The sequence below is a fragment of the Providencia sp. PROV261 genome (assembly GCF_028477945.1).
Classification (GTDB): Bacteria; Pseudomonadota; Gammaproteobacteria; order Enterobacterales; family Enterobacteriaceae; genus Providencia; species Providencia stuartii.
Genome location: NZ_JAMPMC010000003.1, coordinates 158,907 through 184,944 on the forward strand (window position 1 = coordinate 158,907; position 26,038 = coordinate 184,944).

General features: G+C 43.4%; 23 protein-coding genes. 10 read left to right on the plus strand and 13 right to left on the minus strand.

Features of this window, described 5'->3' with window-relative positions:
* Positions 1-87: 87 nt before the first annotated feature.
* The 4 genes from dmsD to PR675_RS01195 are packed head-to-tail and all read right to left on the minus strand — an operon-like array spanning position 88 to position 4,629.
* Positions 88-660 carry a Tat proofreading chaperone DmsD gene (dmsD, locus tag PR675_RS01180; RefSeq protein WP_060560682.1) on the minus strand — a complete coding sequence of 191 codons (573 nt, stop codon included), beginning with the start codon at positions 658-660 and terminating at the stop codon, positions 88-90.
* 11 nt (positions 661-671) lie between these two features.
* Positions 672-1,574 carry a dimethyl sulfoxide reductase anchor subunit family protein gene (locus PR675_RS01185; RefSeq protein WP_060560681.1) on the minus strand — a complete coding sequence of 301 codons (903 nt, stop codon included), beginning with the start codon at positions 1,572-1,574 and terminating at the stop codon, positions 672-674.
* A complete protein-coding gene (locus tag PR675_RS01190) occupies positions 1,571-2,212 on the minus strand; it encodes a DMSO/selenate family reductase complex B subunit (RefSeq protein ID WP_014657804.1) in 642 nt (213 codons plus the stop codon). The genes PR675_RS01185 and PR675_RS01190 overlap by 4 nt, the downstream gene beginning before the upstream one ends.
* The gene (locus tag PR675_RS01195; RefSeq protein WP_004917956.1) at positions 2,209-4,629 is read right to left on the minus strand and encodes a DMSO/selenate family reductase complex A subunit; all 2,421 of its coding nucleotides are present in this window, start codon (positions 4,627-4,629) and stop codon (positions 2,209-2,211) included. Before PR675_RS01195 ends, PR675_RS01190 begins: the two co-directional genes overlap by 4 nt.
* A 386-nt stretch (positions 4,630-5,015) precedes the next feature.
* Here PR675_RS01195 and PR675_RS01200 point away from each other — a divergent pair, with 386 nt between their 5' ends.
* Positions 5,016-5,801, plus strand: a complete 786-nt coding sequence (locus PR675_RS01200; protein ID WP_004917951.1) for an AraC family transcriptional regulator — start codon at positions 5,016-5,018, stop codon at positions 5,799-5,801.
* 311 nt (positions 5,802-6,112) lie between these two features.
* On the opposite strand, the gene htpX is transcribed toward PR675_RS01200, so the two are convergent.
* From htpX to apbC, 3 genes are all read right to left on the minus strand, one after another.
* A complete protein-coding gene (htpX, locus tag PR675_RS01205) occupies positions 6,113-7,069 on the minus strand; it encodes a zinc metalloprotease HtpX (protein WP_053110312.1) in 957 nt (318 codons plus the stop codon).
* Positions 7,070-7,138: 69 nt separating this feature from the next.
* Positions 7,139-7,699 carry a LemA family protein gene (locus PR675_RS01210; protein WP_004917948.1) on the minus strand — a complete coding sequence of 187 codons (561 nt, stop codon included), beginning with the start codon at positions 7,697-7,699 and terminating at the stop codon, positions 7,139-7,141.
* Between the two features lie 238 nt (positions 7,700-7,937).
* Positions 7,938-9,050 carry an iron-sulfur cluster carrier protein ApbC gene (gene apbC / locus PR675_RS01215; protein ID WP_004917946.1) on the minus strand — a complete coding sequence of 371 codons (1,113 nt, stop codon included), beginning with the start codon at positions 9,048-9,050 and terminating at the stop codon, positions 7,938-7,940.
* Positions 9,051-9,275: 225 nt separating this feature from the next.
* On the opposite strand from apbC, the gene metG reads away from it, so the two are divergent.
* The 5 genes from metG to PR675_RS01240 all read left to right on the plus strand — a co-directional run bounded on the left by metG (position 9,276) and on the right by PR675_RS01240 (position 15,931).
* Positions 9,276-11,303 (plus strand): methionine--tRNA ligase, encoded by a 2,028-nt coding sequence (gene metG / locus PR675_RS01220; RefSeq protein WP_004917944.1) that lies wholly within the window; start codon positions 9,276-9,278, stop codon positions 11,301-11,303.
* 155 nt (positions 11,304-11,458) lie between these two features.
* Positions 11,459-11,932, plus strand: coding sequence for a CidA/LrgA family protein (locus PR675_RS01225; RefSeq protein WP_014657800.1), 474 nt, complete (start codon positions 11,459-11,461; stop codon positions 11,930-11,932).
* Positions 11,926-12,621 (plus strand): CidB/LrgB family autolysis modulator, encoded by a 696-nt coding sequence (locus tag PR675_RS01230; RefSeq protein WP_004917940.1) that lies wholly within the window; start codon positions 11,926-11,928, stop codon positions 12,619-12,621. The genes PR675_RS01225 and PR675_RS01230 overlap by 7 nt, the downstream gene beginning before the upstream one ends.
* A 177-nt stretch (positions 12,622-12,798) precedes the next feature.
* Positions 12,799-13,686, plus strand: coding sequence for a cytidine deaminase (gene cdd, locus PR675_RS01235; protein WP_004917936.1), 888 nt, complete (start codon positions 12,799-12,801; stop codon positions 13,684-13,686).
* Between the two features lie 547 nt (positions 13,687-14,233).
* Positions 14,234-15,931 carry an NAD-dependent malic enzyme gene (locus PR675_RS01240; RefSeq protein ID WP_004917935.1) on the plus strand — a complete coding sequence of 566 codons (1,698 nt, stop codon included), beginning with the start codon at positions 14,234-14,236 and terminating at the stop codon, positions 15,929-15,931.
* 424 nt (positions 15,932-16,355) lie between these two features.
* On the opposite strand, the gene PR675_RS01245 is transcribed toward PR675_RS01240, so the two are convergent.
* Positions 16,356-16,706 carry a hypothetical protein gene (locus tag PR675_RS01245; RefSeq protein ID WP_053110315.1) on the minus strand — a complete coding sequence of 117 codons (351 nt, stop codon included), beginning with the start codon at positions 16,704-16,706 and terminating at the stop codon, positions 16,356-16,358.
* Positions 16,707-17,044: 338 nt separating this feature from the next.
* Here PR675_RS01245 and PR675_RS01250 point away from each other — a divergent pair, with 338 nt between their 5' ends.
* Positions 17,045-17,890, plus strand: a complete 846-nt coding sequence (locus PR675_RS01250) for a rhomboid family intramembrane serine protease (RefSeq protein ID WP_004917931.1) — start codon at positions 17,045-17,047, stop codon at positions 17,888-17,890.
* A 12-nt stretch (positions 17,891-17,902) separates the two neighbouring features.
* Here PR675_RS01250 and PR675_RS01255 read toward each other — a convergent pair whose 3' ends face one another.
* Together PR675_RS01255 and PR675_RS01260 are read right to left on the minus strand one after the other, a co-directional pair.
* Positions 17,903-18,685, minus strand: a complete 783-nt coding sequence (locus PR675_RS01255) for a sulfite exporter TauE/SafE family protein (protein WP_060560680.1) — start codon at positions 18,683-18,685, stop codon at positions 17,903-17,905.
* A gap of 6 nt (positions 18,686-18,691) precedes the next feature.
* The gene (locus PR675_RS01260) at positions 18,692-19,534 is read right to left on the minus strand and encodes a MurR/RpiR family transcriptional regulator (RefSeq protein WP_014657798.1); all 843 of its coding nucleotides are present in this window, start codon (positions 19,532-19,534) and stop codon (positions 18,692-18,694) included.
* Positions 19,535-19,811: 277 nt separating this feature from the next.
* Here PR675_RS01260 and sanA point away from each other — a divergent pair, with 277 nt between their 5' ends.
* On the plus strand, positions 19,812-20,513 hold the full coding sequence (sanA, locus tag PR675_RS01265; RefSeq protein ID WP_004917922.1) for an outer membrane permeability protein SanA: 702 nt from the start codon (positions 19,812-19,814) through the stop codon (positions 20,511-20,513).
* Positions 20,514-20,567: 54 nt separating this feature from the next.
* On the opposite strand, the gene yeiB is transcribed toward sanA, so the two are convergent.
* The 3 genes from yeiB to PR675_RS01280 form a co-directional block, all read right to left on the minus strand.
* On the minus strand, positions 20,568-21,725 hold the full coding sequence (yeiB, locus tag PR675_RS01270; protein WP_060560679.1) for a DUF418 domain-containing protein YeiB: 1,158 nt from the start codon (positions 21,723-21,725) through the stop codon (positions 20,568-20,570).
* Between the two features lie 6 nt (positions 21,726-21,731).
* Positions 21,732-22,391, minus strand: coding sequence for a GTP cyclohydrolase I FolE (folE, locus tag PR675_RS01275; RefSeq protein ID WP_004917919.1), 660 nt, complete (start codon positions 22,389-22,391; stop codon positions 21,732-21,734).
* A gap of 214 nt (positions 22,392-22,605) precedes the next feature.
* Complete coding sequence (locus PR675_RS01280; protein WP_060560678.1) at positions 22,606-23,775, minus strand: YbfB/YjiJ family MFS transporter; 1,170 nt, start codon at positions 23,773-23,775, stop codon at positions 22,606-22,608.
* Positions 23,776-24,023: 248 nt separating this feature from the next.
* Here PR675_RS01280 and moeA point away from each other — a divergent pair, with 248 nt between their 5' ends.
* Together moeA and moeB are read left to right on the plus strand one after the other, a co-directional pair.
* The gene (gene moeA / locus PR675_RS01285) at positions 24,024-25,265 is read left to right on the plus strand and encodes a molybdopterin molybdotransferase MoeA (protein WP_060560677.1); all 1,242 of its coding nucleotides are present in this window, start codon (positions 24,024-24,026) and stop codon (positions 25,263-25,265) included.
* A complete protein-coding gene (gene moeB / locus PR675_RS01290; RefSeq protein ID WP_004917908.1) occupies positions 25,265-26,023 on the plus strand; it encodes a molybdopterin-synthase adenylyltransferase MoeB in 759 nt (252 codons plus the stop codon). Before moeA ends, moeB begins: the two co-directional genes overlap by 1 nt.
* The last annotated feature ends 15 nt before the right edge of the window (positions 26,024-26,038 follow it).

The window sequence follows — 26,038 nt, forward strand, 5'->3', positions numbered from 1 at the left end:
AGGAAAGGCACTTGGTGCTGCCACAAAAAAACGCCCCAGAGAAAGAGGCGCATCAGATTATGGGTATGTAATCAATCACTGTGAAGATTATGCTTTTATAAATGATTGCACGGTGGTCACTGTCAGTCGGGTCAGTGCGGAGTAAAATGGACTATTTCCGTGCGTGTCCAGACGCTGCGAATAACGCGGTAGCCAACTCATCAGGTGCTGACTGAGCAGTGTATTAACCGCCACCTCTCGCATTTCAGATGCCAGTACCGCCGCCTGAAATAAAATCAGCCCGATGTGATCAGCGGGTTCCGGATACGGGGTATTTAGTTTTAGCCGCTCCTGTTTTAGAAAAGCGCTCAGCGCAAGAGTCGAATCCCCCTGCAACAATCCTTCCGCATCAAGATACACCGAGCCCCAAGGTGGCGCCGGTAACGTCCCAGGCCCGACGAACAGAGATTGCCATGCCGATTTCAGTACCTCCGCCCCCTCTGCGGCCGTGCGGCTCAGTTGCATGCAGAGTGTACTATCCACCTCACACGGCCACTGCTGGGCAAATCCCGGCAGGGTAAACAGACGCATCGCCATCCGGTTGCTGTCATCATCCGGCGGGAACAGATAGCAGATCCCCAGTACATTAAACGCGGCCGCATAGTGAGCTGTCTTATTCATTACATCTCCCTTCAGATATGAATATAATAGAACACATAACGCAACATAAATTCTGCCGCAATAGTCAGTAAACAGCCGGTGATAAACCCGCCGCAGACCGATACGCCGTTGTGTGCTTTTTTCTGCGCTCGAACAAGAGATATACAGCAGAGTGCCACACCAATTGTGGCTGCCGCTAGGACACCAATCCGCAGCTCGGCGATACTGTCATACGCATCAATCGGTGACAGCGGAAATGTAATGGATTTGTGAGTCAACTGTGTGAGGGTCAGGTAATGCTCATAAAATGGCTGATACAGCAGACGACCAGCTAGGCTTACCACCATCATCCCCCACAACAGCCACAGCTGTGATAATGACAATGTATCAGCGGGCAGCGCAATCCCAACTCTGTGTCCGGTTTTCTCAACTATCACCACCAGCAGAATAAACAGCACTGCACCAAGTGTCAGCGTCGTACCGTAAAACATCAGATAGGTATTGATATCATTCCAAGTCAGAATCGAGGTATAACGGTAAATCGATGCCATACAGAAGATATCGAACAGCCCGATCGCCATCGCTCCACCATATAACAGAAAAGAAAATTTGCCCGTCTTCCACAACCAGAGAAAACTGATACCCAATACGCCAACAAATGATGCGGTAACCACTACTTCACGGCTAAGCCAAGCACTGAATACATTATTAATGGCATTCGGCGCATTGAGTGGCACGCCGAGGTGAGTAATTGATGCAACAGATCCCATACCCGCAATACCGCAGATAATAAAAATCATCAGCATCATAAAACGCTTAAAGCTGTCTGTCGGGAGGCGATGGCTGAAATGCATGGCAAATACCCCACTCACAACGCACAGCCCCACCGCCGCATTCATCATGTAAGTGAAAATTAAAAGTGACCACTCATTCATTTTTCTTTTCTCTCACTGTTCATATCATCAAAGTTCGCGCCCCAGTGCGGGTTAATCACCAGATTCGGATGAGTTATTGACGGATCTGGTAGCCCAGTCACGTAATCAAGGTCGCCGTATTTCGCCCTCAGTTCGTCTATTGGGCCGAACTGAATCGCCCCGAGTGGACAGGTGCTAACGCATACTGGCTGTTCACCTTTTTGTTGAAGATCGATACAAAAATCGCATTTCGACATCTGCTTTGTTTCCGGATTCATCTGCGGCGCGCCGTACGGACACGACCACGCACAGGCACCACAGCCAACACATTTATCAGTATTGACCATCACAATGCCATCCCCTTCGCGTTTATGCATCGCAGTTGTCGGACAGTTGCGCACACAGATCGGGTCTTTACAGTGATTACAGGAAATAGAAAGCGTATAGGCGAACACGTTATTAATCAGTGCGCCGTTTTGATTGCGGCTATACCCGCCGCCGGTCATTTCATACACCCGACGGAAGCGGCGGCCGACATCAAGATTATTTTTGTCCTTGCACGCTACCTGACACGCTTTACAACCGGAGCAACGGGCGGAGTCAATATAAAAACCTAACTGTTTGCTGCTGACTGCCGGATAAACGATGAATTTGCTCATGCTTTTTCCACCTCAACCAATAATGTTTGGTGCGCATTGCCGTGGGCGAGCGCGGTACGGCGTGACGAGGTGAGCACGTTGGCACATCCGCCCTGATCAATGCCATTGTTGTCCGGCAGCCACCAAGCTCCGGCTTGTAATGCAACCACACCGGGCATAATGCGCTGTGTGATTTTTACAGGGATCATGGTGATACCGCGATCGTTATGTACTTTCACTTTTTCACCGTCACTGATACCGCGATCCGCCGCATCAAATGGATTAATCCACAGCTCCTGCCGCTGCACTTCTTGCAACCACGGGTTAGCGAACTGCGTGGAGTTCGCGCGGTTGCGGCCTTTCCAAGTGATCAGCTGTAACGGGTATTTCGCGGTAAGGCTATCTTCCGGTCCTTCGATGGCTGGAACATAATGAGATAGTGCGGGAATGTCCGGATTGTGCATGTCATACAGGCGTTTGGAGAAAATCTCGATTTTGCCGGACGGAGTCGGGAACGGGTTGTTCTCAAAATCCTGAATATTTTTTTCAAAAGCCACATTTTGGGTATGCGGACGATGAGTTAATAAATGACGGCGTTTTATCAGCAGCTCATCAAACGTCGGAATATTATCTTCTGGGCGCTTTTGTGCTGCATCATTGACGAGGAATTCTATCCAGTCACGATCTGTCTCATGCCCTTCGGTGAATGCATCACGAACCCCCAGTTTTTCCGCCACGTCGCACAGCCAGTCGTAATCGGTACGACGTTCAAATTCCGGTTCAATTGCTTTTTCAGATAGGATCAGGTAATCGCCATAACTCCAAGTGCCACCGATATTCCAGCGTTCCAAAAAACTGGTTTCCGGCAGTAGCAGATCCGCATATTTCGCACTCGGGGTAAGATAGAGATCGCTACAGACAATAAATTCGACTTTCGATTCATCCTCCAGCACTTTTGCGGCATGGAGAATATCGGTATTTTGGTTGGTCAAATAGTTACCCGCCATTGAGAAAATCATTTTGATTTCGGTGTCGAGTTTGTCTGCATTTTTCAGTCCGTTATCCGGCGTGACCAGATTTTTGTCCTCACACGCCTGCACCCAGTTGGTGATGTTGATTTTGGCTTTTACTGGGTTATCAAACAGCTTTGGTCCGGCGATGGTTTTGCGCAGTTCCGGATTCAGTGCCATGCCGTAACCTGCCGCCCAGCCGCCGCGCACGCCGACATTACCAGTGATGGTTGCCAGCAGCGTTGCACCGCGCGCACTGCGTTCACCGCAGATATGACGCTGTGGTCCCCAGCCCTGCATCAGCACCGCCGGTTTGGTTGTGGCATATTCACGCGCCAGCTGACGGATAGTTTCCGCCGGAACTTTAGTGATTCTCTCTGCCCATTCTGGGGTTTTGGCTATGCCGTCTTTTTTACCCGTTAGATAGGCCACCAGTGATTCATTATCCGCTACACCTTCCGGCATCTGCTCTTCGCTGAAACCCAGCGTGTATTTATCAATAAACGCCTGATCATGTAGATTTTCTGTGACGATGACATACATCATCGCATCCATCATGGCGTTATCTGTCGTCGGCAGGATCGGGATCCATTGATCAGCCAATGAGGAGGCGGTATCGGAATAGCGCGGATCGACCACAATAAACCGAGTGCCGTTCTTTTTCATCTTCTGGAAATAGTGGTTACTGTGCCCGAAAATAGTTTCGTTCGGGTTATGCCCCCACAGGATCACCAGTGGGGTATTTTCTAGGGTATCAAGTGTGCTGCCGCTGGCGGCGGTGCCGTAGGTATACGGCGTGGCTGCCATGGTGTTACCGTTACTGACGGAATGGTAGTTTTCCAGAAACCCGCCCGTCAGATTAAACAGACGACGCAGCATATTCGCACCGGAAAAAATCCCGCCGGTCACGCCTGTACTCAGGCTAACAAACCGTGACGCAGGGCCGTATTTGTCACTGATACGTTGCCATTCTGCGGCGATCAGGCTGGTTGCTTCTTGCCAGCTGATGCGCTCAAAACGCCCTTCACCGCGCTTACCGACCCGCTTCATCGGGTATTTCAGGCGGTCTGGGTGATAAATAAATTTCCGGTAACCACGTCCGCGCACACAAGCCCGCATGATCGGCATATCTTCATTCAGTTCCGCATCCGGTCGGGTACTGATGCGGATGGCTTTTCCGTCTTTGATATGTGCCCGGATATCACATTTCCCACCGCAGTCAAAACTGCTGCATGTCGGTACAATGCGAACCCCGTCATCCGTTTGATGAACAGGAATCTGTGTAGGATCGGACGGAACGGATGCAATACTTTCGGATGCCAGAAACGGCACCGCAGATAATACAGAACTGGCCTGTATGAAACGGCGTCGGCTTATTTCGCCGAGAGTGCCGGATTTTTCATTATCGTGACCGGATTGATGACTCATAATGGATTTACCCTGAGTGAGAAATACAGTGCGGCATTTAAAAATCAGGAAATAATAAATATTATTTAATTTCAAATGACCGGAAATAACATTACGCCACCGGCAATCGCTTAATAGCCGGTAATAATTAAAGTCTGTATAAACAGAATGGCGGCAGCAAAATAGTAATGGATTAATATATTGCCGCCATGCGAAAATCAGACAACGGCATTTGAATTCCGGCCTGATCCCTGCTCCTGTTAACTGAACGTTTTATATTTGTTGCCGTAAAAATACAGATATGGCACTCAGTTCTGTTATTGCCATAAAAGACCTGTTTTACGGTAACAGGATCTGATATAACACCCTCTAATTTTTCTTTCCGTTAGATAGGGAGCGCGGCCTTCATGAGAAATATTCCGTTAAAAAGCGTGGATAATATCGCGCGGGATGTCATTGCTCTCGGTACAGATTATTTGCCCGATACCCTACTGGAATACCACGCGCACCGTCGGGCACAATTTTTATATCCGGCCACCGGACTGATTGAAATCAGCACCGCAGACGGTGAATGGGTGATCCCACCTTCCTGCGGAGTGTGGATCCCAGAACAGGTCGCCCATGAAACTCGGATGCTGAATGTCAGCACACGCAGTTTGTATATCGAACCAGCAGCAAAGCCGCGCCACGCCGTCAGTTGTGAGGTGGTGAGTGTCTCTCCGCTGCTGCGTCAGTTACTGCTGGAAGCAGTGGACATCCCTGCGGAGTATGATATTCAGGGGCGTGACGGGGTGCTGATGCAGCTGATTCTTTGCGAACTGGCACGTATGCCCCCACTGCCGTTTTTCGCCCCGATCCCGCGAGATGAAAAGCTCGGCCGCCTCTGCCGTGAGTTTATGCGCAAACCGGTTATTACTTCGCAACCGGGGGAGTGGGCAGAACAGCTGCACAAAAGCGAGCGCTCCTTCAGCCGTTTCTTTCGTACCCAGACTGGCATGTCGTTTTCAGAATGGCGTCAGCAGGCATGCCTACTGAACTCGCTTTCCCATATTTTGTCCGGGAAATCGATTACCGAAGTGGCTTATGAGTTGGGTTACAACAGTGCAGGGGCATTCTCAATTATGTTTAAAAAACAGATGGGGCAATCCCCTTCTCATTTTAAAAATGACGATTCGGATATCCACCATTTTTAACTTGTTTTTTGACAAATACAAATTCAACCTTTGCCGATATTTTCCCCACGATTTTTTACAACTAAATAATAATGAGGATGCGCTCAATTTTAGCCGCAGATGGTTATTTAAGGTTTGTGCCATTGGGCGCGGTGGATGTTAGAGATATGTCTGTGTTATCAAGGAAACTTGTGCAGAACACTCTTCTGGTATAACCCCGATAACTAAAAAAACACTAAATATTAAGAAGAAATAGCCTGAAAGGGGAATTCGATTGCGGTTAGATCCCTGCTGTAGGCATGCCGTTATTTATCAACCTACAGCAGGCACAATTAAAACGTTTTACGCCCTTCTAAGGCAGCAATACGATTTTCAATCGAAGGATGGGTCGAAAACACGGAATCCCCCTTATTAAAAATATAGGCCGCACTACGATAAGCATCTCCAATACTCGAATGATCATAGTCTGTTTTCTCATGCTGACCGGAGATTTTTCGTAAGGCGCTGATCATTGCTTGGTTATCGGTTGTTAAATCAACGGCTGCCGCATCTGCCATATATTCGCGCGTTCGTGAAAGATAAAAATAGAGAATTTGCGTTATCCACGGCAGAATAAAATTAAGCGCTAATAAAACCACCTGTGCTTTATTGGATGCACTATTTCGGCTACGTCCTGCCGTACGAATAAAAATTTGGCTAACTATGTTTGTGATGGTCAAAATCACATTCGCCAAGATACCAACATACAGTGTCAATTTAGAATCGCCGTGAATAATATGGCCAACTTCATGTGCCATCACCGCCTGAATTTCATGGCGATTGAGCGTTTGTAATAAACCACGCGTAACACCAACCAACGCATTTTTAGCACTCCAACCCGCAGCAAAAGCATTTGGCTCGTCGCTATCTAAAATATACAAACGCGGCACATAACGTAAAGTCGCACTTAAACTTAGCTCTTCTAATATATTATAAAGCTGCTTTTCTTCCGCGGTACTGGCATTTTCCGCAGTAATCTCTTTAGCATTCATACCCGCTAACATCATTTTGTGTCCGCGAAAATGAATATAAATTAATCCTAAAAAAGTAAGTCCTAAAATAATTAATGTAGCAACGGGAAAGCGTTTAAAGGTCGCAAATGCCAGCATATTTTCAAAAAAACCACCCCACTCATCAGGATGTGTCGCTGTATCCACTAATAATCCAACAATCAGCATAATGAAGATATAACTCACCACGACTAATCGTGTACGGATATTGTTTTTGCGTATGACGTTTCTATAATCCATAACACTATACCCTGCCTAACTTTTCAGGGAGCATAAGGCTCCCTGATAAATACAATGGATTTGTTATCGTTAATCAAAGTTAATACGGCGGGACTCTTCACTTTTTATGGCTTCTTCATCAAGACGCCAATAATCTTTATCAATTTTTAAACTCGGAATGAGGTTAACGATAAAAACGGCTGGCATTGAGGCAATATAGGCTTTATACGCTTCCAATGCTCGGTTATAACCGCGTTTGGCAAATGACAGTTTATTTTCAGAGGAGACGATCTCCTCTTGCAAATTAGCCATGATGGCATCAGATTTCAGCTCAGGATACGCTTCTACTGCAACATTAATCGCACCACTAGAGACCATTTTAGACAAGGCATCTTCCGCTTCTTTCGCCTGAGCCCCTGTTGCTGTTTTCGCCTGAGTTCTTAATTCAGTAATTTTACTGAAAACTTCTGACTCATGGCTTAAATATTTTTTGACCGTTGCTAGTAAACTATCAAATACTTTTCCACGGCGGTCTAATTGTACCGAAATCTCAGTTTCACTCGATATAACAGCCTCACGCATTGCCACAATTCGGTTATAAAAGTAGATAACAATCAATACTAATACGACAATCAAAATTAAAAATTTCATAATCACCTTTTAGGCATCCGCCATAGGAAAAAAATGCAATATCAAAGCCCTAACGAGTAAGCATTAATAAAAAACAGATAGTAAACATTCTACGCTATCATAATGAAATAGAGAAATACGCAAATAACAAATAAGAAAAGTTGGAAAGGGATTGGTCGATAAGGCGTATGGTTAGTAGATTGAAATATAAGGGGCTATCCCAGAAAACTGAAATAGCCCCTTCAAATAGAGACCGATATTAAACTGCTCGGAATGAGATCTCGGTCGGGATCTTTTCCCCTTCCCAATACATCAATGAAGAGATATTTGAGGCAATTTCACGGTAAATATCCGCAAATTCCCCTTCAGGATCACGCATCACAGTAGGTTGACCACGATCCAAATCTTCACGTAGAGAAATATGTAAAGGAATTTGCCCTAACAATTGCGTGTTATATTTCTCAGCGAGTCTCTCTGCGCCGCCTGTGCCAAAAATAGGTTCCACATGACCACAATTGCTACAGATATGTGCACTCATATTTTCGACGATACCAAGAACGGGTACATTGACTTTTTTGAACATCACAATCCCTTTCATTGCGTCCACCAGCGCAATATCTTGCGGCGTAGTGACAACAACAGCACCTGTAACAGGAATGTTTTGTGACAGTGTCAATTGGATATCCCCCGTTCCCGGTGGCATATCGATAACCAAATAATCTAAATCAGGCCATAAGGTATCTTGCAGCATCTGCATTAGCGCCTTACTTGCCATTGGCCCGCGCCACACCATTGCATTATCATCGGTGACTAAGTATCCAATAGAGTTTGTCGCAAGACCGTAGGCCATAATCGGAGCCATGTGCTGACCATCTGGTGAAGTTGGTCGCTCCATGGTGGTTCCCAACATATTTGGGATCGATGGGCCATAGATATCCGCATCAAGAATACCGACTTTCGCCCCTTCTTGGGCAAGTGCCAACGCTAAGTTGACAGAGGTACTGGATTTACCGACCCCACCTTTACCGGAACTGACGGCCAAAATGTTACGAACACCGTTAATACCCGGCAAATCATTTGCCCGTTTTAACGTGGTAATATCGTGACGCAATTTCCACTCAACCGCATGAGCGCCAGTCGCTTGTTTCAGTTCCGCCGTTTTTTCGCTGATCAGAGTCTGAAAAGGCCCCTTCCATACGAATGGCATAACTAGTTCAACATGCAACACATTATCCAACATTGCACAGTGATGTAATGCTTTGATAGAAATCAGATTACGCTTCAGTGTTGGGTGTGTAAATGAAGCCAAAACGGTGGAGACTTTTTCAGTCAGCAGTTCTGGATTGTTCTGCTCGGGGGATTTATCGTTCATCCCGGCTCCTTTATTTTATATTTTTAACACTATCGTTCTTTCACTGCTATTTATCATAACAGAGAACCATCAAAATAGTGACCGCCTTACTAACGAAAAGCCACTAAGAGTAAAAAATTCCTTTTTCACATAAATTACGGATTAATATTTTATTACCCTAGCCGCGAAACAATTGATCGGTTAACATCAAAGTCCCTTTTCAATAATGGAAGTAAGAAAGTTACTATGTCTCAAGTCGCGAATAAACTACTGGTAACCTGTGCGTTACCCTATGCTAACGGTTCAATCCATCTCGGTCATATTCTGGAACATATTCAGGCTGATATTTGGGTCCGTTATCAGCGAATGCGCGGCAAAGAAGTTCACTTTATCTGTGCGGACGATGCGCACGGCACACCAATCATGCTGAAGGCTCAGCAATTAGGTGTTTCTCCTGAAGATATGATTGCAGCAGTGAACAAAGAGCATCAGGACGATTTTGCTGGTTTTGCGATTAGCTACGATAACTATCACTCAACACACAGTGAAGAAAACAAACAGTTATCCGAGCTCATTTATAACAAGCTTAAAAACAACGGTTTTATCAAAAATCGCACTATTTCACAGCTTTACGATCCTGAAAAAGGCATGTTCTTACCCGATCGCTTTGTAAAAGGTACTTGCCCAACCTGTAAAGCAGAAGATCAATATGGCGATAACTGTGAGGTTTGTGGTGCGACCTATAGCCCGACAGAGCTGATTAACCCACGTTCCGTAGTTTCTGGTGCGACACCAGAGATGCGTGATACTGAGCACTTCTTCTTCGACCTGCCTGCATTTAGTGACATGCTACAAGCGTGGACTCGTTCAGGTGCCCTGCAAGAGCAAGTCGCCAACAAAATGCAAGAGTGGTTCGAATCAGGCTTACAGCAGTGGGATATTACCCGTGATGCGCCTTATTTTGGTTTTGAAATTCCAGATGCACCGGGTAAATACTTCTATGTGTGGCTAGACGCGCCAATTGGTTATATGGGGTCATTTAAAAACCTGTGTGACAAACGTGGCAATATCAATTTTGACGAATTTTGGAATAAAGATTCAAAGACCGACCTCTACCATTTTATCGGTAAAGATATTGTGTATTTCCACAGCTTATTCTGGCCTGCAATGCTTGAAGGCAGTGGTTATCGTAAGCCAACTAACCTATTTGTTCATGGCTATGTGACCGTTAACGGCGCCAAAATGTCTAAGTCTCGTGGTACCTTTATCACAGCGCGTTCTTATCTGGATCACCTAGATGCCGACTGCCTACGCTACTACTATGCCGCGAAACTTTCATCGCGTATTGATGATATCGACTTGAACTTAGAAGACTTTGTTCAACGCGTTAACAGCGATATCGTCAATAAAGTGGTTAACCTAGCATCACGTAATGCGGGCTTTATTGCAAAACGCTTTGGCGGGAAATTGTCCGATAACATCGCAGACCCAGCGCTCTATCAACAATTTATTGACGCGGCACAAATTATTGGTGACGCCTATACAAGTCGTGAATATGGTAAAGCGGTGCGCGAAATAATGGCTCTCGCCGATCTAGCTAACCGTTATGTCGACGAAAAAGCCCCTTGGGTTGTCGCTAAACAAGAAGGTAAAGATCAAGAGCTTCAAGATATCTGTTCAATGGGCATCAATTTATTCCGTGTCTTGATGACTTACTTGAAACCTATTTTACCAGGGCTGGCAAAACGTGCAGAGGCTTTCCTCAATATCGAGCTTACATGGGATTCTATCACCACGCCGTTAACTCACCACGATGTTGCGCCATTTAAGGCACTATTTACGCGTATTGAAATGGCGAAAGTCGAAGCTATGGTGGAAGCCTCTAAAGAGAGCATTAAGCCAGCTAAGGTGTTAACAGGTCCACTGGCCGATGATCCAATCCAAGAGACGATTACCTTTGATGATTTTGCCAAGATCGATCTACGCATCGCGCTTATCAAACAAGCCGACTTTGTTGAAGGCTCTGACAAGCTATTAAAACTGCAATTGGATATTGGCGGTGAAACTCGCCAAGTGTTCTCTGGTATTCGCAGTGCGTACCCTGATCCAAAAGTATTAGAAGGTCGACTGACCGTGATGGTGGCAAACTTGGCACCACGTAAAATGCGTTTTGGTCTGTCTGAAGGTATGGTGATGGCTGCAGGCCCTGGTGGTAAAGATATTTACCTGCTAAGCCCAGACAGCGGTGCTCAACCGGGTATGCAAGTAAAATAAAATAACGGTTCCCAAACGGGAAAGAGTTAATTATTAAGCGAAAAGCGGGGAATGATGAATTCTCCGCTTTTTTTATGCAGTTTTAACTGTGATCTATAGCACAATTATAAAGTTAATTGTATGATGAATACACTTAGCATAATAGGACGAGTCTCATGTCATTAAAATATGTGCTGATAACCGGATGGCAGTATTTGCGCGCTTTTGCGCTGCTTTATCTCTGTCTGATCGTTGGGAACCTGTTATCAACACTGCTTCCATTTACTGTTCCCGGTAGCATCATCGGTATGCTAATACTGTTTATGTTGCTAGCTCTACAAATTATCCCAGCCCACTGGGCGCAACCTGGTTGTTCCATTCTTCTCAAAAATATGACCTTGCTGTTTGTACCAATAGGTATCGGCATCATGAATTATTATGGTCAATTAAGTCAGCAACTGGTTCCTATTCTCGTTTCTTGTTTTATTAGCACGCTAATCGTCATGGTCGTGGTGGCTTTTAGCTCCCACTATATCCATAAAGAGCGCCAAATTGTTGGGGTTAAACCTGATGAAGTTCCCCTCCCGCCTGAAGACACTATCAGCGTGACTAGCGATACTGAACAAAATAAGGGGAATGACAAATGCTAGAACATATCTGGTGGTCGTTACCACTAACAATTATTGTGTTTTATATTGCGAGAAAATTGTCAGTAAAATTAAAACTGCCTTTATTGAATCCATTGTTAGTCGCAATCGCCATCATTGTTCCATTACTGATTTTCACCAATACGCCTTATGAACACTATTTTGCGGGAAGTAAGATCTTAAATGACTTATTGCAACCTGCTGTTGTTGCATTAGCTTTCCCTCTATACGAGCAGATGCACCAAATTCGAGCGCAATGGAAGTCATTATTGAGTATCTGTTTAGCAGGTAGCCTAGTTGCTATGTTTACAGGTACTGCAATTGCTTTATGGCTCGGCGCAACACCGGATATCGCCGCCTCTGTCTTACCGAAATCAGTCACAACGCCGATTGCTATGGCGGTTGCTGATTCCATTGGTGGGATCCCTGCTATTAGCGCCGCCTGTGTCATTTTTGTCGGGATACTAGGAGCCATGTTTGGTCACGCCTTATTTGATGCATTGCGCATTCGCACTCACGCCTCACGAGGGCTAGCAATGGGAACCGCTTCTCATGCGCTCGGTACAGCTCGATGTGCTGAAATCAACTATATTGAAGGCGCATATAGCTCTTTAGCCTTAATGACCTGCGGGGTGATTACCTCACTGCTCGCCCCCTTTGTCTTCCCTGTTATTCTTCATCTTTTCGGCTAGACTCAAAACCAATAGAGGCTTATTTGCCTCTTTTGGTTTTTACCGCGTCAAAAATTTGAGATACATCTCTCAATTATAAGATGAGTTTCATTTATTTCATTTGAAAAGTGATATTGATCACATATGGTTTAATGATTTATTACATAGAATGTAAATAAGTGATTAGGGAGGTATCTCATGCATTCAAGATTTAAGTCCGCTTGGTCTCAACTTCCAGAAAAGTTGCAAACCGCACTCAAACCCATTATTGATACGCCAGACTTTCAAGGGATGCTGAGTGCTGAACAAGTTAATCAGCTTAAAGCTGATTGTGGTTATAGTGATAGTGAATTGGCATTTTTATTATTGCCCTTCGCAGCCGCTTACGCCGTCACACCAATTTCCCACTTTAATGTCGGTGCGATTGCTCAAGGCATCAGTGGCAACCTCTATTTCGGTGCTAACATGGAATTTAGCCATGTCGCTATCGCACAAACCATCCATGCGGAACAGTGTGCCGTCACCCATGCATGGATGAAAGGTGAAAAACAGCTCACTTCCATCACCGTAAACCACACACCTTGTGGCCATTGCCGCCAGTTTATGAATGAATTACGCGGTGGCGGTAAAATCGCAATCCGTTTACCTGAGCGCCAGCCTGCAACATTACATGACTATTTACCCGATTCGTTTGGACCGGCTGATTTAGCAATCACAACGCTGTTAATGGATAGTGTTGATCACGGCTATAGCACACCAAGCCGTAATCGCTTGTTATGTGCTGCTATCGAAGCGGCAAACCAGTCTCATGCCCCTTATAGCCAATCTCACTCAGGCATTGCGCTACAGCTAAAAGATGGCTCATTATTCACGGGTCGCTATGCTGAAAACGCAGCATTTAACCCAAGCTTACCTCCTCTACAAGCCGCGTTGATTATGGTAAACATGGCAGGTAAAGACCTACACGCTATTGAGCAAGCGGTACTTGTTGAAAAACAAGATGCTATCGTTAAACAGTGGTGTATCACTGAAAATACATTGCAGGCACTAGGCTGCCAACAAAAAGAGTTAATTTATCTTAATTAATCGTTTTATCGCTGATTGCCGCCAGAGAGTATGGCGGCAATTTGTTATATAGCCCTTCTCTACTTTTTAGTGTACTGCCCAATTCGACTTAAAGATTATCAATTGATTTATACGATCTTTTAATATTTCTATAAAACCATTCTTATCAAAAATATTAATACTCACAAAGCTCGCTGCGATTAAAATAAAAAATTCGTAAGATAAAGAATAATATTTATCGCTTAGAAAAGGTTAACTCTATAATTTTTCTTATGTATATTTAACACATTGCTCTAATTGAAAACATCTTACTTAACCTACACTTTGCTTCCCTACAATTGAGCTAGATAGGCCATCCCTTCCATTTGACAAAAAGTAAGGGCTAAAAAGACCATTCCAGTGCAATTTCTTTCCATGGTGAAAAAATCGATTATATTATTTATCATATAGATAATGCTATTTAACAAATATTTTAACTCTTTGTATCAATAATCACTGTACATATTTTCTGTTTACCTTAGGATCTACATCGACTGTTGTTTTTTAATCGTCCAAAGAGTGATTTTTCATGGAACATGAATACGAAACAAAACGCCCTCTGTACATTCCCTATGCAGGCCCTATCCTGCTTGAATTTCCTTTGCTAAATAAAGGTAGTGCTTTTAGCGAAGAAGAACGTGCTAGCTTTAACCTATATGGTCTCCTACCTGAACAGGTAGAAACTATTGAAGAACAAGTTGAGCGTGCTTATCGCCAGTTAATCGATTTCAAAACCGATATCGACAAACATATCTACCTAAGAAATATCCAAGATACCAACGAAACCCTGTTTTACCGCCTGATTGATGCTCATTTGACTGAAGTGATGCCCATCATTTATACGCCAACAGTCGGTGAAGCATGTGAGCATTTCTCTGATATTTACCGCCGTGCTCGTGGCTTATTCATCTCTTATCCAAACCGTGAATATATTGATGATATGCTACAAAATGCGACCAAACAAAATGTTAAAGTGATCGTTGTCACTGATGGCGAACGTATTTTAGGTTTGGGTGACCAAGGTATCGGCGGTATGGGGATCCCAATCGGTAAGCTTTCACTGTACACCGCTTGTGGTGGTATAAGCCCAGCCTATACCCTGCCGATTGTTATTGATGTCGGCACTAATAACCCACAACGTTTAAATGACCCATTGTATATGGGATGGCGTCATCCACGTATTACAGGCGAAGAATATGACCAATTTATCGATGAGTTTATTCAAGCGGTAAAACGTCGTTGGCCTAATGTACTGCTGCAATTTGAAGATTTTGCGCAAAAAAATGCGATGCCATTACTCAACCGTTACCGTGATGAGTTGTGCTGCTTTAACGATGATATTCAAGGCACTGCTGCTGTCACTTTAGGTAGTTTGATTGCCGCTAGCCATGCTGCGGGGAGTAAACTCAGTGATCAACGTGTCGCCTTCTTAGGCGCTGGCTCTGCTGGTTGCGGAATTGCAGAGCAAATCATCGCACAAATGAAATCAGAAGGGTTAAGCGATGAACAAGCGCGTTCACGCATTTACATGGTCGACCGTTTTGGTTTATTAACCGATAAACTGCCTAACCTCCTCGATTTCCAAAGTAAGCTAACGCAAAGCAGCAACAACCTAAGTGATTGGGATGTAAACAGTGATTCAATCTCTTTACTGGATGTTGTACGTAATGCAAAACCTACTATTCTAATTGGGGTTTCAGGTCAAGCAGGCCTATTCACAGAAGAGATCATCAAAGAGATGCATAAACACTGTGAACGCCCAATTGTCATGCCATTATCTAACCCAACATCACGGGTTGAGGCTCGCCCAGAAGATATTATTAACTGGACCGATGGTAAAGCACTAGTGGCAACTGGTAGCCCGTTCTCACCTGTAAATTACAAGGATAAAGTCTATCCTATCGCTCAATGCAATAACTCCTATATCTTCCCTGGTATTGGTTTAGGTGTAATTGCTTCAGGTGCAAAACGTGTCACTGAAACAATGTTAATGGCAGCAAGTCGTGCATTAGCCGAATGTTCACCACTTGCTAAAGAAGGGGAAGGCCCACTATTACCACTTCTATCTGATATCCAACAAGTTTCACGTATTATTGCAAAACAAGTCGCCAAAGAGGCACAGGTGCAAGGTGTTGCAACCGTAACGTCTGATAATGCATTGGATGAAGCCATTGAACGTAACTTCTGGAAACCAGAGTATCGTACTTATAAACGTACTTCTTTTTAGTTGTAATTAAGGACGTTACCCTTATATTACAGGCAAAGCCCTAACTTTTGGTTAGGGCTTTAATCAATTAGAGTCTAAAAAACTTTTTTCATCTATATCAATTGAAAACCAGCCTCTCAATGAATCCTCTTATCAAGGCCATTTCATACCGAAAATGAAGACTGCTATCGATTTTGAGATTACTCAACTGCCACAGCATATCTTTTATGCCAATAGCTAATGAAAACTGCCTAATTGTGGTCACTTAAACTGACTTATTCAAAAACAAAACCCCATGAGGATAATAACATGGGGTTTTAATTTGATAGCACCTTAACGGCCTTTTTCAGCTTTCTCTTTTTCAATCATGATTAGACTGAAAATAAGCGAACATATTATATATATAATCTTGATGTATTATCAGCGTTTGCTGACATATTCGCTATTAATAGTGCCCTTGCATTGCTGCTGCTCCAAATATTGCGATTATTGAAGATAAGAAGAAGAACATAATAAATGTGACAACAATGCTTATAATGAAACAAAATAACCCAGCTCTGTTCCATGTCTCTTGTACCTTCATAAAGGTTTCAACAGAGTCATAATCGCCATTTTTCCAAGCCCATTCATTGCCTTTAATACCACAAACAAATATCCAGACTATATTCAATAAAGGAATTAATGTGAGTAATGGCAAATAAGATTTATTACCAATACCCCAATAGATATTAAAAATAAATGCCCCCCAATTCCAGCGTTTGATTTCATTTGGAACACTTTTGTTTTCGTAAGACATCGATATCTCCCTATCTTAAAAAGATAATTATTTATTTTTTGATAAACATTAAAAAGCAACCACGCATGGTAATAAAAAATTTGGATTAAGTGAAATACTATTATGTTGAAATTGCCGAAATGATCACTTTTATTTCAACATTAGGAATATACTTAAAAGGTAATACTCTTAATATGGAATAATTTTATTTCCTAACACTGGTCATAACTAAAAGCACTGAGAACAGCACATTATGCTTTGGATAACGTCAATCCTCATTCAATTATATTAAAATTAACGAAAATATATTACTATATTATAATATTTCAACTATAGTGGTCGTCTTGTAGAGTAATAATATGGCAGAGCAGCAAAATCCTTTCTCAATAAAATCAAAAGCTCGCTTCTCTTTGGGCGCGATAGCGCTGACTCTGACTCTAGTCTTACTGAATATTGCTGTCTATTTCTATCAAATCGTCTTTGCATCCCCCCTTGATTCTCGTGAAAGTAATCTTATTTTGTTTGGAGCGAATATTTATCAGCTTTCATTAACGGGTGATTGGTGGCGCTATCCAATCAGTATGATGCTACATTCTAATGGCACGCACCTTGCCTTCAATTGCTTAGCATTGTTTGTGATAGGTATCGGCTGTGAACGTGCCTACGGCAAATTCAAATTATTAGCTATTTATATTATCTCAGGCATCGGCGCGGCCTTATTTAGTGCATATTGGCAATATTACGAAATATCAAATAGCGACCTTTGGACTGATAGTACTGTATACATTACTATCGGTGTTGGGGCTTCTGGCGCGATTATGGGAATTGCAGCAGCCTCAGTGATATATTTAATCAAAGTGGTTATCAATAAACCCAATCCTCATCCCGTAATACAGCGTAGACAAAAATACCAACTCTATAATCTGATTGCCATGATTGCATTAACGTTAATTAATGGATTGCAGTCCGGCGTTGATAATGCAGCACATATTGGTGGTGCTATCATCGGCGCCTTAATCAGCATCGCTTATATACTTGTTCCCCATAAGTTACGTGTTGCTAATCTCTGTATTACGGTCATTGCAGCAAGTTTGCTTACGATGATGATCTACCTCTATTCATTTTCTACAAATAAGCATTTACTAGAGGAGCGTGAGTTTATTTATCAGGAAGTCTATACAGAGCTTGCTGATGCCAACCAATAATCTTGAGAAGGGTCAGTGTATCACCACCTTAAGTGTCATCATAATGGCACTGCATAAGATCAGCAGCAATGTCAAATATTGAAAGGTACGCTCTGATAGTTTGAGCAGCAAATATTTTGCGAGTGGCATAATCAGTAATGCACCAACACATAAGGTTAACGCCAATGTTAAATCGGTGTGCCCATCTTGCGCATAAGCGCATGCAGAAGAGCCGGATAAGACAGTAGTCACCACAATAGAAGTTCCAATCGCTTGCTTAATGTTTAATTGCATATAACGTAATAGCATGGGTAAAACCACCACCCCACCTCCAACCCCCGTCGCACCAAGCACGACCCCAGCTATCACAGCAGGAAAAAACATTGCCCCAATTTGATGTTGTTTCAGGGTCGTTTTTTGTATCGGTGTGGCAAAAAACATACGGTGAATAAATAAGTACAGCGAAAAAATAATAGCGGCAGCAACAAGTAGATTGATCCCCCGCTCAACTTGTTGGGTATATTCAGGCAGACTCCCCAACCAAGTAACAAGGAGGCTTGATAGAAATGTGCTAGGTAGCATGATAGCAAGCACAATTAATGCCCCTTTAAGGGGAATATTCCCTAAACGAAAATGCATATATGACGATGACACTTTCATCAACATCGAAAGAAAATTAGCCGTCGCCACAGCAGCCAGCGCATTAAGACCAAAAAAATAGCTCAATATTGGCAAAACAATAACTCCGCCCCCGACCCCCGTTGTACTAATAACCAAACCAATCAATGCACCGATAACTAACTCAGTAAAAATCATTCTGCCTCATCCTAATTGTATTATGGCTTCTCGTTCCTTCTGTAATGCAAGCACGACATCTTCATTGGTGAGTGTTAAATATTTAAAAAACAGCGTATCAAAAACGACCATTTGCAAAACTTGTGGTGTGATCACGCCAGTCTGAAAGAGCTGTTCATCATAGAAATAGGGAAGGACTAAATCCGCCAAACGCACGGCTTCATCTTGTCCAAAGCGGGTTAATACGATGGTGCTACACCCTTTTTTATTTGCTAACTTTAACATATGGTTAATGTCTGGCGTATTCCCTTTTGCCGTGATCGCGATAACCAGATCATCGGCATCTACATTAGACGAATAACTTAGCTGTACATGTAAGTCAGGGCTAAATAGTGCATACTTGTTTACACGGATTAATTTATAGAAGATGTCATAAGCCACAATCGCAGAAGTACCAACCCCAAATAAAACAATACGTTTCGCTTCAACTATTTTTTGCGCAATCTCATCCATGGTGTTGGGATCAAGTAATTCCAGCGATTTTTCAATGGCTGTAATAAACATTTGCCCCGATTTAGCGATAATTTGCTCTGTATCATCATAAGGGTTCAAGCTACCGCTGAGGCTTTCAGCTTTATATTGTTTTTCATCCGATAAGTAGTCCACTTTAAAATCAGAATATCCGCGATACCCCATTTGGCGAGTAAAACGAATGACAGATGCGCTGCTCACTCCCGCAGCTTGAGCCAACTCCGCCACATTCATTGCAACAAAATTATCACGACTATCTAGCAAAAAACGGGCAAGACGCTGTTCAGTTCCTTTACCTCTATTCAATAAGCTTTCCAATTTTGATGTCAATGTTGACATACCCATTCCTTCTTATTCTTTGTAGGGTAGTTGGGAGCTATTATCATACTGACAATAAAATCGACAATCATGTACCTACTGCCGCAAGTGATAGATAGAAAATTGATCTACATCAACTAGGTTAGATTTTTCTTATTAGCCGCCAATTCGCATTTTTGCACTATCGACAGAACCCTCCCTTAAATCGATTGACAGGACTTTACGTTGCCCGACTTGCTTCCCCTATTTAACTCAAGTAGCCTTATCACCATGACTATTAATATTAAAGGCAAGGACAATGAGGAAACGTCTGCTTTATGGTCTGATAGCGATTTTAGGGATAGCGTTAGTCACTATTATTTTACTTGACCGTTGGATAGCGTGGGATACGGCTCCTGATATTTATGAAGATGTCGCTGATCTGCCAATACGTGATGTTGGTATGGTATTGGGTACATCTAAATATTATTCAAGTGGCGTCCAAAATTTATACTATAGCTACCGAATTCAGGGGGCAGCAGATGCTTATCACAGTGGAAAGGTGAAGTATCTACTGCTTAGCGGTGATAATGGTGCACACAGTTATAATGAACCCATCGCCATGCGTAAGGATTTAATCAAAGCAGGCGTGCCCGCTTCAAAAATTGTTCTCGACTTCGCAGGGTTTAGAACATTGGATTCTGTCGTGCGCACACGGAAAGTATTTGATACCGACAATTTTACGATTATTACCCAGCGCTTCCATTGCGAACGCGCGTTGTTTATCGCTAAGCACAAAGGGATAGATGCGCAATGTTTAGCGGTGCCAACACCAAAAGCGATGTTTAAAGTAAGAATACGTGAAGTGTTTGCTCGGTTGGGGGCTTTAGCGGATCTCTATGTTTTAAACCGCGAACCTAAGTTTTTAGGGGAGCAAGAGTCTATCCCTGCGCCCATTAAAATGCCAGAAGGGATCAAGGGCTATCCGGCTGTTTCTCCCGATGAAATCAACAAAATTTAAAAATTTCTAGCAATCAGGCAGGGTAACTGCCTGAATTGTTTTATCTCGCCTTTTCTATATTCTATCTAACTTTTCGGTTAACCTTCGCCACCCCCACTCCATCGGGCCTTGATGAAAAAAGGAGAGCCAGAAATAAGAAAATAATAGGTTTACCGCCCAAATTGGCACAATAAAGAGCAACAACTCAGACCGTGAAAAATGGTTGAAATAGCCTAAATAATAAAAAATCGTCACACAAATTAAGGTTTGCAATAAGTAATTACTTAATGCCATTCGCCCCGTGCACTGTAGCATTTTGGCCAACACACTATGCTGTAGCGTTCCCCAAAAACCGTAAATAAGGGCGATATAACCAAAAGATTGTAATGGGGACATCAATTCGTTGACAACATAGCCCACAATGGCTGTCGCAAAATAACTCCATCCTGATAGGCTTTGCATATAAAGAGATACGGCTTGAACAAGCAAAGCGGGAATAATTAATAGCATTGCCATACGTCGATAATGCTGGGAACTGAATTGCCCGCTTAACCATCCACTGCGCATCGCGACATACCCCGCGATCATTAGCCCCAGCAGCTGCCACCCATACTGAATAAACAGCATTTCCACCATGGTTAACATCGATTGAGTGCGATAGATTAAGCTAACACTCCCCCCCGTAGTGTTTCCCAGTGATTCGTACAACGCTTGCTCTTCAGAAACGACCCAAAAATCACTCGACCCCACCGTGCTACCTAACAACAATAAACTCACTAATCCAATAAAATAGACAAAGCCTGCTATTTTTAATAGGTTGCCAGTGTCATATTGTTTAAATATCAGTAATGCAATACATCCCGTTACTGCATAAGCAAATAAAATATCTCCTGACCAAAAACCGATACCATGAATCAGCCCTAGTACCGCCAAAATGACTAAACGACTCATATTCCATCGGTCGCCTTTGCGACGTAATAACGCTAACGTCGCACCAAATAAAATCGAAAAAATCGTTAAAAACTTACCCTGAATAAATAGGTTAAAAACCACCCAAATAGCCATATCAGTTTGGCTAATAGATTGAGAATAAACAGGATTAATATAAGCCATTTGCGGCAAAGCAAACCCAAAAATATTCATTAATAGAATACCTAAGATTGCGATGCCACGTGTTGCATCAAGCCTATCAATTCGCCCTTCTTGGGAGCGATGCGATAATATGGCAGTCATAATAGATTACAGGTGACGCACTGCGCGCAAAAACTCTTGACGTGTGTTTTGACTAGATTTAAACAGTCCACCCAACGAGGTGGTGGTGGTGGCACTGGTCGCATCACGGATACCTCGAGCTTTAACACAGTAATGCACAGCATCAATTGATACCGCAACATTATTAGTATCTAGCAATGTCTGCAAGGCCACCAAAATCTGCTGAGTTAAGCGTTCTTGTACTTGAGGACGTTGTGAGAAAAATTGAACAATACGGTTGATTTTTGACAGGCCAATCACTTTATCTTTCGGAATATAAGCAACTGTAGCCTTACCATCAATAGTGACAAAATGGTGTTCACATGTACTTGTTAAGGTAATATCACGCACAGTGACCATCTCATCAACTTTCATTTTATTTTCAATGACGGTGATTTTTGGGAAGTTCGCGTAATCTAGACCTGAAAAAATTTCATCGACATACATTTTAGCGATGCGCTTTGGTGTATCCGCCAAGCTATCGTCAGTTAAGTCCAAATTCAGTAACTTCATGATCTCTGTCATATGCCCTTCAATCAGTTGCTTACGCTCTTCGCCTGATTTTGGTTGGATACGCAACGGGGTTTCAAGCCCTCTTGCTTCCAAAGCAGCATGCACCAATTCGGCTTCTTTACTCAGAGATGACATTAGATTCTCCACAAACGATATAACGATTTTTTATGAAAATGCAGGTGTGCGCTGTACTCTAAAACAGCAAGTTTAGATAATCCAGCATTACATCCATAGATCAGATGAAATATTTGCATCAACAAATATTCATTTTATCAGGATAGCCTTTGATGCTCCCCTCGGATATATCATCATTTAACTATAATTAATAACATATTTTCAGAGCTATTCTTTATTGAGAACGGCGATAAACTAACCCACCCGCGACACACAATGCGATAAACGCACTGTATAAAGCAGGTTCTAGTTTTCCGGTGAATGTCGTGGAAATAAAAGACAACATAGGGCCAATAAGCTGCCCGATTGCATAACATGTCGTGAGTAAACCCGCCATAAAACGGTTATGTTCCGGGGCCAATTCACGTCCTAGTTGCATTGACAACTGTACCGCACACATAAGCCCCCCACCAATTAGGATTGCGGCAATCACCAACCCTGAAATACCCGAAATAACTTCTGAGATTAATATTCCGATCCCTTGTAACCATAAAGTGATCGCTAATCGGTTTTGGGTTGTCGAGAAATTACGTAGTAGCATGGCGATTAGAATGCCCACCACCGCGGATATACCAAAGACCGGCCAAACAAATTGGGCAAATAAACTATCAGGGAAACGCTGCGCGGCCATTTGTGATAAAAATGTCGCTGGCAAAATATAACCAAAGCCAGCCAATCCATAGCTCCATACCAGTCGCTTGATTTCTGGCGTAAGCTGAAGTTTTTTTATTTCCCCGACAGGCCGATGCCACTGCCCCGTACGTGGAATATGGCAGCTAATGTATAGACTAAAAATTAGTGCTAACCCACCGTAGATTAACCAACCTTGGCTGGCAGATAATTGCCAATCTTGGATGGCTACCGCAAACAGACCGCTAAGAAATATTCCAGCTCCGGTTCCAGCAAATACCGCCACACTTAATGCAGGTCGATTTAATTTTGCTAAATTCTCATTAGCCCAAGCAACCACGAGTACCAGTGCCATGCCACTCGCCCAGCCAATAAAAAAACGGGCAATACTATGTAAAAGAGGGCCATCAAGAAGTGCGGAAATCAAGGTTATCGCAACGGCTCCCCATATTCCCAACCACATGCGTCTTTCAACGTGTTGACGCGCACGCATTGCATCAAAGGAGCCCAACAAATACCCTAAATAATTAAAAGCAGCGACCACACTGGCTGTAGAGAGTGTAAGTTGATGCTCTTCAATCATTAAAGGGACTTGGGGAGTTAGCGTAAAGCGCCCTATCCCCATAACAACAACGAGCGAAAGAAATCCACTAAAAGCAATATGGAAGGCGGCTGCACTACGGCTAGGGTGCGCCTGTTCATTGGCGGAAACCATAAATTCCTTAGTTTCATTTAGAATGCAATAATTAATCAGATTACTGTTTAACATAACATTAACAAAAATACAATTTATGTCCGTAAGGCTATCTAAGGCATTTATTCGCGCGAGACTTCTCGTAAAATCCAACGAAAAGCTATTCTTAATCAATTTCTATTCATTCACCCCTCGCGATATCTCTGCCATAATAAGCAGCACGACAAAATCTTAAGCCTCAATGGCAAAGCAGAATAATAGGGGTACTAATGGACATGTGTCATACCGCTGGGTTGATCTCACTTGAGCAAGCACTCGATAAAATACTCACTCAAACACAAACAGTGACTCACTCAGAGCGCATTCCGCTCACAGAATCGGCCCAACGCATCACCGCAGCCGACATCACCTCGCCAATGAATGTTCCCCCATTTGATAACTCTGCAATGGATGGATATGGTTTTCGTTTCGCTGAGTGGGATGGGAAAACCCCTATGCCTGTAGCAGGAAAATCATTCGCAGGTCAACCAATGCAAGGGGAGCTTCCGCACGGTAGCTGTGTGCGCATTATGACTGGCGCCCCTATTCCACAAGGTGTCGATACTGTCGTCATGCAAGAGGAAACGGAAGAGACAGCTCAAGGGGTCGTGTTTACAGGTACAGTTAAAAAAGGCAGCAATATCCGCCGTGCTGGGGAAGATATCGCAAAAGGTAGTAGTGTGATCCCCGCGGGTACTCTGCTATCCACGGCTCAATTGCCTCTTATTGCTTCTTTGGGTATTTCAACGATTGATGTACACCGCCGTCTAAAAGTTGCGGTATTTTCTACGGGAGATGAGTTGCAAGCGGTGGGTCAACCACTCAAAGAGGGGCAGATCTACGACACTAACCGTTTTACTGTTCGCCTAATGCTCGAAAAACTTAACTGTGAGGTTATCGACCTTGGTGTTATTCCTGATTCCCCTGAAAAACTCAAGCAGACCTTTATTGATGCAGATAACCAAGCTGATTTAGTGATTAGTAGTGGTGGCGTCTCCGTGGGTGAAGCGGATTACACCAAACAAATTTTAGAGGAGCTAGGAGAAATCGGCTTCTGGAAGCTAGCAATCAAACCCGGTAAACCATTTGCTTTTGGTAAACTCCATTCAGCGTGGTTTTGTGGATTACCGGGTAACCCAGTTTCCGCAGCACTCACCTTTTATCAACTCGTGCAGCCGTTGATTGCTCGCCTTTCTGGGAATAGCCAATGGAAAGCGCCAATGAAATTTAAAGTTCCTGTTACCACACCGTTGAAAAAAAGCCCCGGTCGTCTGGATTTTCAACGCGGGATCCTAAGCGTCAATGAACATGGGCAACTGCAAGTTGCAACAACTGGCCACCAAGGCTCTCATGTATTTAGCTCCTTTAGCTTAGCCAACTGCTTTATCGTCTTAGAAAGGGAGCGTGGGCATGTCGCGGTAGGCGAAACCGTTGATGTCGAAATGTTTAATGACTTACTCAAAAGCGAATAATGACCGTGCAAGAGCTTACCGATCAAGAGATGTTGCGTTATAACCGCCAAATCATTTTACGTGGATTTGATTTTGACGGGCAAGAAAAACTCAAGGCCAGCAAAGTGCTGGTCATTGGCCTTGGTGGTTTAGGTTGCGCAGCCACACAATACTTAGCTGCCGCTGGTGTAGGTCAACTCACTTTAGTCGATTTCGATACTGTTTCACTGTCTAATCTACAGCGACAAACCTTGCACCGTGATGCGACGATTGGTCAACCTAAAGTTGATTCAGCTAAAGCACAGTTAGCCGCAATCAATCCACATATTTGTATTGAAACGGTCAATGCACAGTTGGACGATGCGCAACTGAATGAACGGATAATGACCCATGATGTTATCCTTGATTGCACTGATAATGTGGCTATTAGAGAGCAGTTAAATCGCTTATGTTTCCAGCATAAGAAACCACTTGTTTCCGGTGCCGCTATCCGTATGGAAGGGCAGCTATCTGTTTTCACCTATCAAGAAGGAGAGCCTTGTTACCACTGCTTGAGCCGCTTGTTTGGTGAAAATAGTCTAACCTGTGTAGAAGCCGGCGTAATGGCGCCTTTGGTTGGTACGATAGGTACACTCGAAGCAATGGAAACCCTCAAATTGCTCACCCAATATGGCAAGGTCAATACTGGTAACGTGTTGTTTTTTGATGCGATGACGATGGAATTCCGCCAATTCAAACTGACCAAAGACCCCCATTGTGAAGTGTGCGCACACCAATAATTTCTTCCATTAGGG

Excerpts from the sequence above, each read along its gene's own strand:
- dmsD (WP_060560682.1), bottom strand. The coding sequence starts at position 660 with ATGAATAAGACAGCTCACTATGCGGCCGCGTTTAATGTACTGGGGATC.
- PR675_RS01185 (WP_060560681.1), bottom strand. The coding sequence starts at position 1,574 with ATGAATGAGTGGTCACTTTTAATTTTCACTTACATGATGAATGCGGCG.
- PR675_RS01190 (WP_014657804.1), bottom strand. The coding sequence starts at position 2,212 with ATGAGCAAATTCATCGTTTATCCGGCAGTCAGCAGCAAACAGTTAGGT.
- PR675_RS01195 (WP_004917956.1), bottom strand. The coding sequence starts at position 4,629 with ATGAGTCATCAATCCGGTCACGATAATGAAAAATCCGGCACTCTCGGC.
- PR675_RS01200 (WP_004917951.1), top strand. The coding sequence starts at position 5,016 with ATGAGAAATATTCCGTTAAAAAGCGTGGATAATATCGCGCGGGATGTC.
- htpX (WP_053110312.1), bottom strand. The coding sequence starts at position 7,069 with ATGGATTATAGAAACGTCATACGCAAAAACAATATCCGTACACGATTA.
- PR675_RS01210 (WP_004917948.1), bottom strand. The coding sequence starts at position 7,699 with ATGAAATTTTTAATTTTGATTGTCGTATTAGTATTGATTGTTATCTAC.
- apbC (WP_004917946.1), bottom strand. The coding sequence starts at position 9,050 with ATGAACGATAAATCCCCCGAGCAGAACAATCCAGAACTGCTGACTGAA.
- metG (WP_004917944.1), top strand. The coding sequence starts at position 9,276 with ATGTCTCAAGTCGCGAATAAACTACTGGTAACCTGTGCGTTACCCTAT.
- PR675_RS01225 (WP_014657800.1), top strand. The coding sequence starts at position 11,459 with ATGTCATTAAAATATGTGCTGATAACCGGATGGCAGTATTTGCGCGCT.
- PR675_RS01230 (WP_004917940.1), top strand. The coding sequence starts at position 11,926 with ATGCTAGAACATATCTGGTGGTCGTTACCACTAACAATTATTGTGTTT.
- cdd (WP_004917936.1), top strand. The coding sequence starts at position 12,799 with ATGCATTCAAGATTTAAGTCCGCTTGGTCTCAACTTCCAGAAAAGTTG.
- PR675_RS01240 (WP_004917935.1), top strand. The coding sequence starts at position 14,234 with ATGGAACATGAATACGAAACAAAACGCCCTCTGTACATTCCCTATGCA.
- PR675_RS01245 (WP_053110315.1), bottom strand. The coding sequence starts at position 16,706 with ATGTCTTACGAAAACAAAAGTGTTCCAAATGAAATCAAACGCTGGAAT.
- PR675_RS01250 (WP_004917931.1), top strand. The coding sequence starts at position 17,045 with ATGGCAGAGCAGCAAAATCCTTTCTCAATAAAATCAAAAGCTCGCTTC.
- PR675_RS01255 (WP_060560680.1), bottom strand. The coding sequence starts at position 18,685 with ATGATTTTTACTGAGTTAGTTATCGGTGCATTGATTGGTTTGGTTATT.
- PR675_RS01260 (WP_014657798.1), bottom strand. The coding sequence starts at position 19,534 with ATGTCAACATTGACATCAAAATTGGAAAGCTTATTGAATAGAGGTAAA.
- sanA (WP_004917922.1), top strand. The coding sequence starts at position 19,812 with ATGAGGAAACGTCTGCTTTATGGTCTGATAGCGATTTTAGGGATAGCG.
- yeiB (WP_060560679.1), bottom strand. The coding sequence starts at position 21,725 with ATGACTGCCATATTATCGCATCGCTCCCAAGAAGGGCGAATTGATAGG.
- folE (WP_004917919.1), bottom strand. The coding sequence starts at position 22,391 with ATGTCATCTCTGAGTAAAGAAGCCGAATTGGTGCATGCTGCTTTGGAA.
- PR675_RS01280 (WP_060560678.1), bottom strand. The coding sequence starts at position 23,775 with ATGGTTTCCGCCAATGAACAGGCGCACCCTAGCCGTAGTGCAGCCGCC.
- moeA (WP_060560677.1), top strand. The coding sequence starts at position 24,024 with ATGGACATGTGTCATACCGCTGGGTTGATCTCACTTGAGCAAGCACTC.
- moeB (WP_004917908.1), top strand. The coding sequence starts at position 25,265 with ATGACCGTGCAAGAGCTTACCGATCAAGAGATGTTGCGTTATAACCGC.